Origin of the sequence: Bradyrhizobium hipponense (assembly GCF_008123965.1) — a bacterium.
In the GTDB taxonomy this organism is placed as follows: Bacteria; Pseudomonadota; Alphaproteobacteria; order Rhizobiales; family Xanthobacteraceae; genus Bradyrhizobium; species Bradyrhizobium hipponense.
Map to the genome: position 1 here is coordinate 1 of NZ_VSTH01000030.1, position 12624 is coordinate 12624.

General features: G+C 64.4%; 10 protein-coding genes. 5 read left to right on the forward strand and 5 right to left on the reverse strand.

Going from position 1 to position 12624, the window contains the following annotated elements; all coding sequences use genetic code 11:
* Window positions 1-22: 22 nt before the first annotated feature.
* A complete protein-coding gene (locus FXV83_RS10505) occupies window positions 23-2260 on the reverse strand; it encodes a GumC family protein (RefSeq protein ID WP_148739103.1) in 2238 nt (745 codons plus the stop codon).
* Window positions 2261-2462: 202 nt separating this feature from the next.
* Between FXV83_RS10505 and FXV83_RS10510 the strand changes: the two genes are divergently transcribed.
* The 3 genes from FXV83_RS10510 (at window position 2463) to FXV83_RS10520 (ending at window position 6676) form a co-directional block, all read left to right on the forward strand.
* Window positions 2463-3596: a glycosyltransferase family 4 protein gene (locus FXV83_RS10510; protein WP_148739104.1), complete on the forward strand. Its 1134-nt coding sequence runs from the start codon at window positions 2463-2465 to the stop codon at window positions 3594-3596.
* Window positions 3597-3714: 118 nt separating this feature from the next.
* Entirely contained in the window at window positions 3715-5262 is a 1548-nt protein-coding gene (locus FXV83_RS10515; protein ID WP_148739105.1) for an undecaprenyl-phosphate glucose phosphotransferase, read from the forward strand.
* A 160-nt stretch (window positions 5263-5422) separates the two neighbouring features.
* Window positions 5423-6676, forward strand: a complete 1254-nt coding sequence (locus FXV83_RS10520) for an O-antigen ligase family protein (RefSeq protein WP_187435813.1) — start codon at window positions 5423-5425, stop codon at window positions 6674-6676.
* Here FXV83_RS10520 and FXV83_RS10525 read toward each other — a convergent pair.
* Window positions 6648-7121 (reverse strand): MarR family transcriptional regulator, encoded by a 474-nt coding sequence (locus FXV83_RS10525; RefSeq protein ID WP_187435819.1) that lies wholly within the window; start codon window positions 7119-7121, stop codon window positions 6648-6650. The genes FXV83_RS10520 and FXV83_RS10525 overlap by 29 nt on opposite strands.
* Window positions 7122-7268: 147 nt before the next feature.
* Between FXV83_RS10525 and FXV83_RS10530 the strand changes: the two genes are divergently transcribed.
* Window positions 7269-8465 (forward strand): FAD-dependent monooxygenase, encoded by a 1197-nt coding sequence (locus FXV83_RS10530; RefSeq protein WP_148739108.1) that lies wholly within the window; start codon window positions 7269-7271, stop codon window positions 8463-8465.
* A 108-nt stretch (window positions 8466-8573) separates the two neighbouring features.
* Here the strand turns inward: FXV83_RS10530 and FXV83_RS10535 are convergent, their stop codons facing one another.
* The 3 genes from FXV83_RS10535 to FXV83_RS10545 are packed head-to-tail and all read right to left on the reverse strand — an operon-like array spanning window position 8574 to window position 11372.
* Entirely contained in the window at window positions 8574-9758 is a 1185-nt protein-coding gene (locus FXV83_RS10535) for a saccharopine dehydrogenase family protein (RefSeq protein ID WP_148739109.1), read from the reverse strand.
* A gap of 9 nt (window positions 9759-9767) precedes the next feature.
* Window positions 9768-10550, reverse strand: coding sequence for a DUF169 domain-containing protein (locus tag FXV83_RS10540; protein WP_148739110.1), 783 nt, complete (start codon window positions 10548-10550; stop codon window positions 9768-9770).
* Window positions 10551-10604: 54 nt separating this feature from the next.
* The gene (locus FXV83_RS10545; protein ID WP_235939377.1) at window positions 10605-11372 is read right to left on the reverse strand and encodes a YdcF family protein; all 768 of its coding nucleotides are present in this window, start codon (window positions 11370-11372) and stop codon (window positions 10605-10607) included.
* Window positions 11373-11563: 191 nt separating this feature from the next.
* On the opposite strand from FXV83_RS10545, the gene FXV83_RS10550 reads away from it, so the two are divergent.
* Window positions 11564-12505 carry an acetamidase/formamidase family protein gene (locus FXV83_RS10550; protein WP_148739149.1) on the forward strand — a complete coding sequence of 314 codons (942 nt, stop codon included), beginning with the start codon at window positions 11564-11566 and terminating at the stop codon, window positions 12503-12505.
* The last annotated feature ends 119 nt before the right edge of the window (window positions 12506-12624 follow it).

Below are 12624 nucleotides of genomic sequence, written 5' to 3' on the forward strand. Positions count from 1 at the left end.
CCCACAAGGGGAGAGGGAAAAGTTACGCCGCCACGACGCGCGGCGCTTCCATCGGATCCGACGGCTGCACGGGCTTACTCAGCATCGTCACTTCGCTGAAGCCGACCGCCCTGAGCTGCTCGCACGTCAGCGCCCGCGCTTCGGCGGTCATGGACGCATCAGGCACCACGACGGCGCGGGCATTCGCCGTCAGTAGCTCCGCCGGAAGGTCCGAGGCGCTGCCGGCGTCGATCAGCACGTGATCATAGGCGCGCAGCAGGGCACCGATCGCGAGCGCCACCCGCGGCGATTGAAGCAGGCTGCGATCGAAACCGGGACGGCCGGCCATGACCAGATGCAGCCGCGAGAGCTTGTCCCTTGTGATGACTTGCGCGAACGACGCCTCGCCCTGCATCAGCTCGGCAAGACCAGGCGCCGAGGCATCCACGGACACCGCGGCAATCGTCGGCGAGGATGCGGCGAGATCGACCACGACGACACGGGCGTCGCGCGCCAAATGGCGGGCGAGCGTCAGCGTCGACAGCGTGATGGCGTCGCCCGACGCGGTGCCAAGCACCGTGACCTTCTTCGCCGCGGCACCCGCGGCGCGTAAGCTATCGGCCAGTTGCCCGATCTCGGCGAATTCCCTGACACCAGCATCGAAGTCGGCATCGGCCGTCATCTCGGGTTGGATTGGCGCGGTTTCCATGACCATCTCGTTGACGGCCGGCTCACGGCGAACCGGCGCCTGCGCCGGCATGATCGCGGCGACGGCGCGCGGCGCGGTCTGGCGCAGGAGCTCGCCGGTGATGACGACACCGGATGAGAGCAGCAGCGTCGCCAGCGTCGCGATCAGGACGATCGGCAACTTCTTCGGATAGGCCGGCGTGTTCGAGACGGCAGCGCGCGAGATGATGCGGCCCTCCGCCGGCGCCGTATCGATGCTCTCGCGGGTGCTGGCCTCGCGATACTTGGCGAGATAAGTCTCGAGCAGGTCGCGCTGCGCCTTGGCCTCGCGATCCAGCGCACGGAGCTGGACGTCCTGGCCGTTGGTCGAAGTCGCCTGCTTCTTGAGTTGCTCGAGGCTCGCGGTCAGGCCGTCGACCCGGCCACTGGCGATGCGGGCGTCGTTTTCAAGCGACCGCGAGATCTTGGCCGCTTCGTCGCGAATCTGATTGTCGAGATCGCCGAGCTGCGCCTTCAGCTCCTTGATCCGCGGGTGATTACCGAGCAGCGTGGATGATTGTTCGGCGAGCTGCGCACGCAGCGTTACCCGCTGCTCCAACAGCCGCCGCATCAATTCGGAGTTCACCACCTCGGACGCTTCGATCGGCTTGCCGCTCTGGAGCATCTCGCGGATCAGCCGCGCCTTGGATTCGGCGTCCGCCTTCATCGCGCGGGCATTGTTGAGCTGGGTGTTGACCTCGCCCATCTGCTGGTTCGACAGCGTGGTGTTGTTGGTGCCGACGAACAGGCTCGACTTGGAGCGGAAATCCTCCGCCTTGGTCTCGGCGTCGGAAACCTTCTTGCGCAGATTCTCGATCTCGCCCGCAAGCCACTGGCTCGCATTGCGCGCCTGGTCCTGGCGCGCATTCTGCTGGAGCACGAGGTAGCCGTCGGCGATCGAATTGGCGACGCGCACGGCAAGCTCGGGATCGGCCGACTGGAATTCGACCACGATCACGCGCGACTTGTCGACGGCGTAGGCCTGGAGGCGGTCGTAATAGGCGTCAAGTACGCGCTCTTCCGGCGTCATCGAGAACGGATCGCGGCCGATGCCGACGAGCGCCGCAAGCGACTTCAGCGGCGAAATTCCCTGCAGCACCGGATCGAATTCGGGCCGCTCGGCAAGCTTGTTCTTCTTGATGATGTCGCGCGCAAGATCACGCGACAGCACGAGTTGCACCTGGCTCGTGACGGCCTCGGGGTCGAGCGCCCGGCGCTCCTCGATGCTGCGGTCGCTGCTGGGCCGCAGGAACACGTTCTCGCGGCCGTCGATCAGAATCCGCGATTCGGATTTGTAGCGCGGCGTCACCAGGTTGACGACGGCGACCGAGGCGACGAGCGCCAGCACCGTCGGCACGATGACCCAGCTGCGCTTGCGGGCGAGCGCGCTCCCGAGCGCATGCAGATCGATATCGCCGGATTCGACTGGCGCCGGCTTGGCCGCGACGGGCGCGGGCTTTGCTTCGACCGTCGGCTTGGGTTCGGCTTTAGGCTTGGAAACAGCCCGCTCGATCACCGCCTTGTCCTTGCCGGCACGCCAGAACGCTAAACGCATCGAACACTCCCGCAGGGCAACGCCGCAACTCTACCTCGACCGGCCCGATTACACTCCATTAAGGTTGCTGCTGGGTTAATCGCACCCTGTCGGGTGTCGCGCGAGCGCCGACACACTGTTTGTTAACCACGAGGCCCCCTTAATCCGTCTCAATATTTCGAGAACTTTGTTCGGCATTCGCCGTCGAGCGCTGGTTTTGATCATGCCCCCCTCTCCCGACCAGCCGCTTCGCATCCTGCACGCCGTGCGCGCGCCCGTGGGCGGCATTTTCCGGCACATCCTCGACGTCGCCAACGGACAGGTCGACCGCGGCCATCATGTCGGCATTCTCGCCGACAGCCTCACCGGCGGCGAGCGAGCGGACAAGGCGCTGGCCGAGCTCGCGCCGCGGCTGGCGCTCGGCGTGCACAGGATGGCGATCCGCCGCGATCCGTCGCCGGAAGATTTTCTGGTGTGGCTCCGGATGCGGCAGCTGATCGCCAAGCTCAAGCCCGACGTTCTGCATGGCCACGGCGCCAAGGCCGGCGCCTTTGTCCGCATGCGGCGGCGCTCCGACGACATCATCCGCATCTACACACCGCATGGCGGCTCGCTGCACTATCCCCTCAACACCATCAAGGGCGAGTTTTACGCGCGGCTCGAGCGGGCGCTGATGGGCTCGACAGACCTGTTCCTGTTCGAGAGCGCGTTTGCCCGCGACACCTATCAGCGCATCGTCGGCACGCCGAAGGGCGTGGTGCAGTGCGTCTTCAACGGCGTCGCGCCCGAGGAATTCGAGCCGGTCGTCACCACCGAGGATGCCACCGACCTCGCCTATGTCGGCGAGTTCCGGCACATCAAGGGCGCCGACCTCCTGGTCGATGCAGTCGCGCGCCTGCACGCGAACGGCAGGAAGGTCACACTGACGCTTGGCGGCGACGGCGAGGAGACGGCGTCGTTGAAGGCGCAGGTCGAGAGGCTCGGCCTCGGCGGCGCCATCCGCTTCATCGGCCACGTCAAGGCCCGCTACGGCTTTTCCAAGGGACGGCTTCTGGTCGTCCCCTCCCGCGGCGATTCCATGCCTTATGTGGTCATCGAAGCCGGAGCTGCCGGGATTCCCATGATTGCGGCCCACGTCGGCGGGATCCCCGAGATCTTCGGAGCCGAAAGCCCTGCCCTGTTCGCAGCCAGCAACGCGGAAGCCATGGCAGAGGCGATTGCGGCTGCGCTCGATAACCCGCAGGCGACCATCCAGCGTGCGGCGTCGCTGCGCCAGCGCATCTTGGCGCATTTCTCCCAGCAGGCGATGGTTGACGGCGTGCTCGCGGGCTACCGCGACGCATTTGCCAATCATTAACCATCCTTAAGACCGCTTTAGAGAATCTTCCGATTTGTCCGCTATCCGGTGAGCCAGGGGATTCTCGCCCGGGGCGCAGAGGCTGCGCCGCCGGTTCTTGGAATGGACAGGGACGCCGGTGGAACCGCTCAACGCACGCTCGATGCTCGATGCCGCGACCAGCGCCGCGGCCAAGCCGGCCGACCAGCCCTTTGTCGAACGCCGTCGCCGCCTGACGCCCGCCGCGCTCGACGTCGTCAACCAGAAGGTCGCTCGCGCCTATTCGCCGATCGTGATCGCCGGCGCCGTGCGTGCGATCGATTTCGTCGTACTGAGCCTCGTCGGCATCGCGATCTATGTCGGCTATGTCATGCCGCTCACCGATTTTCGCTGGGACTATCTCGCGTCCATCTTCGCGGTGGCCATTGCCGCCGTGATTTGCTTCCAGGCCGCCGACATTTATCAGGTGCAGCTGTTCCGCGGGCAGCTTCGGCAGATGACGCGAATGATCTCGTCCTGGTCGTTCGTCTTCCTGCTGTTCATCGGCGCGTCTTTCTTCGCCAAGCTCGGGGGCGAGGTGTCGCGGCTGTGGCTTGCCGCGTTCTACTTCCTCGGGCTCGCCGCACTGCTTACCGAGCGTCTTGTGCTGCGTTCTCTGGTGCGCGCCTGGGCCCGCCAGGGCCGGCTCGACCGCCGCACCATCATCGTCGGCTCCGACCGCAATGGCGAGCAACTCGTCGAGGCGCTCAACGCGCAGGAGGATTCCGACATCCACGTGCTCGGCGTGTTCGACGACCGCAACGACAGCCGCGCGCTCGACACCTGCGCCGGCGCGCGCAAGCTCGGCAAGGTCGACGACATCGTCGAGTTCGCCCGCCGCACCCGCGTCGATCTCGTGCTGTTCGCGCTGCCGATCTCCGCCGAGACGCGCATCCTGGAGATGTTGAAGAAGCTCTGGGTGCTGCCGGTCGATATCCGCCTGTCCGCTCACACCAACAAGCTGCGCTTTCGTCCCCGCTCCTACTCCTATCTCGGCGAGGTGCCGACGCTCGACATGTTCGAGGCGCCGATCACCGACTGGGACCTGGTGATGAAATGGCTGTTCGACCGCGTGGTCGGCAGTCTCGCCCTGATCGCCGCACTTCCGGTGATGGCACTGGTCGCGGTCGCGATCAAGCTTGACAGCCGCGGCCCGGTGCTGTTCCGCCAGAAGCGTTTTGGCTTCAACAACGAGCGCATCGATGTCTACAAGTTTCGCTCGATGTATCACGATCAGGCCGACCCGCTGGCTTCAAAGGTCGTGACCAAGAACGATCCGCGTGTTACCCGCGTCGGCCGCTTCATCCGCAAGGCCAGCCTCGACGAGTTGCCGCAGCTCTTCAACGTGATCTTCTCCAGCAATCTCTCCCTGGTCGGCCCGCGACCGCATGCGGTGCAGGGCAAGCTTCAAAGCCGCCTGTTCGACGAAGCCGTCGACGGCTATTTCGCCCGCCACCGCGTCAAGCCAGGCATCACGGGCTGGGCCCAGGTCAACGGCTGGCGCGGAGAGATCGACAACGAAGAGAAGATCCAGAAGCGCGTCGAGTTCGATCTCTACTACATCGAGAACTGGTCCGTGCTGTTCGACCTCTATATTCTCCTGAAGACGCCGGTCTCGCTGCTGACCAAGAACGAGAACGCGTATTGAGATGAATTCCGTCATCATGCCCCGCCTTGTGCGCACTTGCGCACCGGGGCGGGGCATCCAGGACGCCGCGGCCTCTCGCTTGGACCTCCGGCGTACTGGATCGCCCGGTCAAGCCGGGCGATGACAGCCGTGTTGTGTCGAGCAGTCGTGTGAGCGTTTGATGGCGTATGCGGCAACAGCTGGAGATTTAAGTGCAGCGGCTCGCGCTGCACCCGGCGTGCTGGCCTTGCAGCGTGCGCTGGTGTGGCTGGTCGGCGCCGCCGGCGCGATCGTCTTCATCGAGCCGAGCCCGTACGAGATCGTGACGCTGCTTGCCACCGTCACCTTCTTCGCCACCGGCCTGCGTCTGAGGCTGGTGCTGATACCGCTGCTGCTCCTGCTGGTCTTGCTCAACGTGGGCTACACCATTTCCGCGATTCCGCTGCTCGAGCAGTCGGAGGTCGCAAGCTGGATCGCAACCTCCTGGTACATGGCAGTAACCGTTGTGTTCTTCGCCATGGTGATTTCCGAGGACACGACGGCGCGGCTCGACATGTTGCGCCGTGGCCTCGTGGTCGGCGCGATGATTGCTGCGCTCTCGGCGATCGCGGGCTATTTCAACCTCGTTCCCGGCGGACGCGACCTGCTGACGCTGTACGAGCGTGCGCGCGGCACCTTCAAGGATCCCAACGTGCTCGGCGCCTTCCTGATCCTGCCGGCGCTGTTTTGCCTGCAGAGCGCGGTCTCCGACCGGCTGGGCAAGGCGTTTCGCAACGTCATTGCCTTCGGCATCATGGCGCTGGCGATCCTGCTCGCGTTCTCCCGCGCGGCCTGGGGCGGCCTGGTCCTGACCTCCGCTTTCATGCTGGCGCTGATGGTCCTGACCAGCCGAACCAACGCGCAGCGCTCACGCATCATCATCATGACGATCGTCGCCGCGGTGCTGGGGCTGGCGCTGATCGCGGTGCTGCTGTCATTCGATCCCATCGCGGAGATGTTCAAGCAGCGCGCGAGCTTCGATCAGAGCTATGACGAAGGCCGCTTCGGCCGGTTCGGCCGGCACATCCTCGGCGCAGAGATGGCGCTCGACCTGCCGTTCGGCATTGGGCCGCTGCAATTCCACCGGTTCTTTCCCGAGGACACCCACAATTCCTATCTCAACGCCTTCATGTCCGGCGGCTGGCTCTCCGGCGTCTGCTATCCCGCGCTGGTCTTCACCACCGTGATCATGGGTTTTCGGCACATCTTCGTGCGCGTGCCATGGCAACGCGCCTATCTCGCCGTCTTCTCTGCCTTCATCGGCACCGTCGGCGAGAGCTTTGTGATCGACACCGATCACTGGCGCCACTTCTGGATGATGCTGGGCGCGATGTGGGGCATGATCGCGGCCGCGCAAGTCCACAAGCTCAAGGCTGACGAAGCTTCTTCAGCTTGAGATCTGGACGCTTCTCCGGCGGCGTGTCGAGCAGTCCCTTCAGCGCCTCGGTCGCCGCGAGCACGCCCTTGTAACCCTCCGTCGCGAAACGCAGCAGCAGCCGCAGTTCCTCGTCGGAATAGGTATTGAAGACCTTCTCCATCGCCTGCTGCATTGGCACGTAGAACTGGCCGATCTTCATGGCTGCCTCCGGCACGACAGCAATGAAGACTTTGCGCCGGTCGTTCTCATCCCGCTCGCGGCGCACCAGCCCTGCCTTCTCGAGCCGGTCGACCACGCCCGTGATGGCGCCCGTCGTGAGGCCTGTCACCTCGGCGAGCCGGCCTGCTGTGACGCGCCCTTCGAGATAGAGGATGTCCATGCATTCGAGGTCGGAGTTGGCAATTCCCGCCACGTTCGCAACGGTTTGCCCATAGAGCACGCCCTGCGCGGAGGACCGCCGCATCGCTTCCTCGAGCTGCTGCAACAACGCCGTGCGCGCCTTTGCCCTTGACAAGGTCGACCCCATATCTTAGCGAATATATATCTTAGTCACTAAGAGAATTAGCGACCTTAATTTCTCCTAGCACCATGGAAACGTCGGGAGCAAGCCATGTCTTACCGTCCACGCAAGGCGCTGATCATCGGTGCAGGCATCGCCGGGCCCGTCGCCGCGATCCTGCTGCGCCGGGCCGGCATCGAGTCCGCGATCTACGAAGCCTGGCCCTATTCCAAGGGCATCGGCGGCGGTCTCCAGATCGCGCCCAACGGCATGCATGTCATGGATGAGATCGGGCTTGCCGGCGAGTTGATCAGCCACGGCTCGATCGCGGAATCCTTCGACTTCTTTTCGCAAGGCGGCGAGAGGCTCGGCTCGATCAATCGCGACCTTGAGCGGCGCTTCGGGCAGCCCGCGGTCAACGTCTGCCGTGCGACGCTGAACGAGATCCTGATCGACAAGGCCTGGTGCGCCTGCGTCTCACTTTATTTCGACAAGCGCCTGATCAAGATCGAGGACCGCGGCGACCAGCCGATCATCGCCTATTTCGCCGACGGCACCACCGCCGAGGGCGACTTCCTGATCGGCGCGGACGGGGTGCATTCGGTGGTCCGACGCCAGGTGATCCCGGATGGGCCCGTGCCGTTCAACACCGGGCTGATCGGCTTTGGCGGGTTCGTGCCGCACGCAGTCCTCGACGGCAGACCAATCGGCAGGCACGTCGAGACTACCTTCGGCCAGAGTGGCTTCTTCGGCTACGGCTATTGCAGCCCGGATCCGAACGAGGGCGTGATGTGGTGGAGCACGCAGCCGGCGCACGGCATGGATGCCGCGACGTTCCGCGCGCTCGATGAGAGGACGCTGAAGCAGCATCTGCGCGGCTTCCATCGCGGCTGGCACGATCCGATCCCTGATATCATCGAGGCCGCCGAGAACATCGTCGTGACCGACACGCTCGATGTGGCGACATTGCCCACCTGGTCGCGCAAGCGCTCGCTGCTCATCGGCGACGCGGCGCATGCCACGAGCCCCCATGCCGGCCAAGGCGCCTCGCTGGCGCTGGAGGATGCGATGCGGCTCGCCCGGCTGATGCAGGATGGCCAGGAGCTCGGCGCCACTTTCCAGGTATTCGAGGCCGAGCGGCGCCCGCGCGCCGAGAGGATCGTGGCAATGGCGCGCCGCAACGGCAACAGCAAGCGCGAATTCAGCGCCACCGGCGCCTGGGTCAGGAATCAGATGATGAAATGGCTGTTGCCGCTCGGCGCCAGGGGGATGGACTTCATGTACGCGTATGATGCGCGGGCGGTGTAATGGCACGGTACCGTAGGGTGGGCAAAGGCGCAAAGCGCCGTGCCCACCATCTCTCCGCGATCGCGATAGAAGCGGTGGGCACGCTTCGCTTTGCCCACCCTACGGAAGCTACGCCTGGGCTTCCACCTCAAACGTCAGTCCCGCATGCTCCTGCAGCCGCTTGATGAGCTTGTGCTGCATCGCCGCGCCTGGGGTCCAGATCCCTCCAGGCACGTCGGTCGCATCGCGCAACAGGCAGAGCGCGCTTTCGGCAATCATCTTCGAGGTCGAACCATAGCCGGGATCGCGGTCTCCTTTCACCGACGCACGGACTTGGCGGCCGTCGGAACCGATCGCGACAAAAAGCAAATCGTAGAGTCCGCTCTCGCGTTCCTCTTTCGAAGGCCCCTCTCCCGGCTTGGGACCGGCCTGCGTAGCCATGCGGTTATTGGCAGCCACGATGCGCTTCGCCTCGGCCTCGCCCTCGTCGCCGGGCCCAGCGATCTGCATCTCGTCGTACACGAACTCACGCCCGTAAGGAAAACCCATTAACATGTTGGAGCGATGCACATTGCGCGTGTTGATGTTGGCCATGAAGAACGGCGTCAACCAGGTCTGCAGATCCTCGTCGAAGATCGGTTTGTTGCCTGGGGGCTGCTTTGGCCCTTGGAAGTCCGGCGTGAGCGCGAAGGGGTCGCGCACCAGCGCCAACAGGCTCGGATCCTTTGATGCGGCCTCGAAGATCGCCCGGCCGCTTGCGGCGGTTCCGCCGGAGAAGGTGCCGCGCATTTCGCGCACCCGACCCTTGACGCGCGGTGCAGGCGTACCGAGCACGCGCCTCGCCTCTTCCTGAACAAAGAAAGTCCCAAGTTCGAACGGGATCGAGTCATAGCCGCAGGAGAACATGATCCGCGCGCCCGACTCTTGCGCAGTTCCAAGATGGGCATCGATCATGCGACGCATCCACGGCACCTCGCCACACAGATCGAAATAATCGGTACCCGTAGCAGCACACGCCGCAATAAGCTCATTGCCGTAGAGCAGATACGGCCCAACGGTGCTGATCACCGACATCGTCTGCTCCGCCATCGCCTTCAGCGAGGCCGCATCAGACGCATCCGCCACGAGCAGCGGCGTGTTCCCGGGCGCACCGATCGCATCGCGGACCGATTTGAGCTTGCCGAGGCTACGGCCGGCCATCGCCCATTTGAGCGCGTTGTCGTCCTTGTAATGCGTCGTCAGGTATTCGGCGACGAGCTGGCCGGTGAAGCCGGTCGCGCCATAGACGACGATATCGAATTTCGTTGAGCTCATGGTCGACCTTTACCTCTTCGCGTAGCTCACGCCCATGCCGGCACGGACGTCGCTTTGAATTCCATAGGGCGGGATCGGATAACGCAGGCCGTTTTTCGCCAGCGCCTTCATGCCCAGAATCGCCTTGGCGAGGTGCTGAGGCTTCAACGCCATCAGCATCTCCTCGTCCGGCACGCCGCCATAGCGCCGTTCGGCATAGCATGGCAAGGACAGGCTGGGCTCGCCGGTCTTGAGCGCCCGCCCCCAGGAATCCGCGCAAGCCGTCTCGCCGACCACGCCCCATTCGAATTTCCTGTAGCCGGTATATTGCAGCCCGTTGATGAGGATGATCATCTGCCCCGGCGTTGCATAAACGAGGCAGATGTCCGGCGGATCGAGCCGGCCGCTCGCAAGCGGACTCACCGCGAGCGCGTGGTACTGGCCGAACGGAACCACATCCAGCGCCTCCTGGCGCTTGCGCGCATCCTCGGCCGTGCCGTGCCAGACACCGACATAGTTTTCGCCGGCGAGCCATTTGTCGTCCTGCGGGGCAAGGCCAATCACTGCGCGGCACTGCGCGCCGACGAGATCATCGGCGGTGATGCCGACGGTCCAGCCCAAACGCGCAGCCATGCTGACGATCTGGTCCGTGGTATGGATCGCGTTCGGCCGCCTGATCTTCGGGATCGCCTCCATCTCCGCGATGTGCGCGAACAGCTTCATGCCGATCACCGTCGTCTTCAGCCGCAACAGGCTGTTGAGATCGGCGGCGAGGCCGGCAAGATCGATCGTGTCTGCACTCTGCTGCGGCATGGCGTTCTCCCGGCCCGCGATCACGCGCGGGCGTTGTTGTTTCTTAGCCTCGTTCTAGTCCTTGGCAGGTGCCGGAAGCAACTCGTCGGTCCTGCCCATGAGGCGGTAGGCCAGAAGACCGATCCATTCGCGCACGGCCACGTCGGTTCTGCCGAGCCCATCGGCACCGATGTTGGTGAAGGAGAAAAGGTCGTCACGCCCGCCCATCCGCCAGTCGACGGGATAGGCTTCGACATTGAATCCGGCCTTGCGAAAAATCCCCATCGAGCGCGGCATGTGAAAGGCTGACGTGACCAGAATCCAGCGCTCCCCCGGCCTCGGTGTCACCAGCTGTTTCGTGAAGATTGCATTCTCGTAGGTGTTGCGCGAATTCCGCTCCTGGATCAGGCGCTCCTTCGGTACCCCCAGATTTTCCAGGATCGGCGCAGAGTAGTCGGCTTCCCTGGCATCGGTCGAGACCAGGTTCGCGGTTCCTCCGGTGAAGATGATGCGCGCATTGGGATAACGGCGCGCGAGCTCGGCCGGCGCAAACAAACGATCCGCCGCATGCGAAACGACGGGCGTGTGGTGCGCCGCCGACAGGTCGGTGTCGACGGAGCCGCCGAGCACGATAATGCCGTCCGGCGCACCGTGCGACGGATCCCATGGCGGAAAACGCGACTCAAGCGGATAGAGCAAGAGATTGCCGAGCGGAGAAAACGCCGCCAATGCCAGCAGGATCAGCGTGGCCGCTGCAAGCTTGCGGCCGACCGCGGCAAAGCGCGTCGCCATCAGCACGAGCGACAGGATCCCGAGCTCGACCAGGAGATTGATCGGCAGCAACGCGGCGCCAAAAGTCTTGGAGAGGACAAAAAGCAGGGGAGCCTCGCTGGAATGATCGTGCTTGTTGCGCGTGGGCTTGACCCGCCGGTCCATCTTCGGAAGTCTTCTTGGAAGAGGATCGATTGCCTGGTCAAGTCCGGCCTTTGCAGGTTCTCATGGCGAATTCAGATGAAATCAACTGGACGTGGCCGATGACCCATCATCACCTGCATTCAAGCCCGGAAACCTGCCACTGGGGCTTCTTCGAAGCGAGGCTCAAGCCGGTGCTGACGATCGACAGCGGCGACGAGGTCACGATCGACACCATCAGCGGCGGGCCGGACGTGGTGCCCGACCGCAACCAGTTTCACGTTCCGCCCGAGCTGTTCGAGGTGCATGCGAAATCCGAGCGGATGCTGCCCGGCCATATCCTCACCGGTCCGATCGCCGTTAACGGCGCCGAGCCTGGCGACGTGCTGGAGGTCGCAATCCTCGACGTCCAGCTTCGGCAGGATTGGGGCTGGAATCTCATCAAGCCGCTGTCCGGCACCCTGCCCGACGATTTCCACGAGACGCGTATCCTCAACATCCCCTTGGATCGGGCGCGAAGGGCCGGCCACATGCCGTGGGGCCTCGACCTCCCCCTCAAACCGTTCTTCGGCGTGATGGGCGTTTCGCCGCCGCCGGCCTGGGGCCGCATCTCCTCGCTGATTCCGCGCGCAATGGGCGGCAATCTCGACAACAAGGAGCTGGGTACAGGCGCGACGCTCTATCTGCCGGTGTTCGTCCCGGGCGCACTGTTCTCCTGCGGCGACGGCCATGGCGTGCAGGGCGACGGCGAGGTCTGCGTCACCGCGATCGAGACCGCGCTGCAGGGCCGCTTCCGCCTGACGCTGCGCAAGGACCTGCGGCTCGATTACCCCCGCGCCGAGACGCCGTCGCATTACATGACGATGGCGATGGACCCCGACCTCGACCAGTGCGTGGTGCGGGCGTTGCGCGACATGATCGTGCTGCTGGGCGAAAAGCGAAACCTGTCGCGCGAGGACGCCTACACGCTGTGCAGCCTGGCCGCCGATCTGCGGGTGACGCAGACCGTCAACGGCTCCAAGGGCATTCATTGCATGATCGAAAAGGCGATCGTGCACGGCTAGATCGGCCTGTCTCCCTTCTCCGGTCCAGCTCCACCGCCATTCTCCGGTCCAGCTCCGCCGCCGCACGGGATACCGGCGCGGCGCACGCCGTGGTGGATATTTTCTCTAGCGATTCCAAC

Bases quoted from the DNA above. Each gene is read 5' to 3' on its own strand.
- FXV83_RS10505 (WP_148739103.1), bottom strand. From the start codon at position 2,260: ATGCGTTTAGCGTTCTGGCGTGCCGGCAAGGACAAGGCGGTGATCGAG.
- FXV83_RS10510 (WP_148739104.1), top strand. From the start codon at position 2,463: ATGCCCCCCTCTCCCGACCAGCCGCTTCGCATCCTGCACGCCGTGCGC.
- FXV83_RS10520 (WP_187435813.1), top strand. From the start codon at position 5,423: ATGGCGTATGCGGCAACAGCTGGAGATTTAAGTGCAGCGGCTCGCGCT.
- FXV83_RS10525 (WP_187435819.1), bottom strand. From the start codon at position 7,121: ATGCGGCGGTCCTCCGCGCAGGGCGTGCTCTATGGGCAAACCGTTGCG.
- FXV83_RS10530 (WP_148739108.1), top strand. From the start codon at position 7,269: ATGTCTTACCGTCCACGCAAGGCGCTGATCATCGGTGCAGGCATCGCC.
- FXV83_RS10535 (WP_148739109.1), bottom strand. From the start codon at position 9,758: ATGAGCTCAACGAAATTCGATATCGTCGTCTATGGCGCGACCGGCTTC.
- FXV83_RS10540 (WP_148739110.1), bottom strand. From the start codon at position 10,550: ATGCCGCAGCAGAGTGCAGACACGATCGATCTTGCCGGCCTCGCCGCC.
- FXV83_RS10550 (WP_148739149.1), top strand. From the start codon at position 11,564: ATGACCCATCATCACCTGCATTCAAGCCCGGAAACCTGCCACTGGGGC.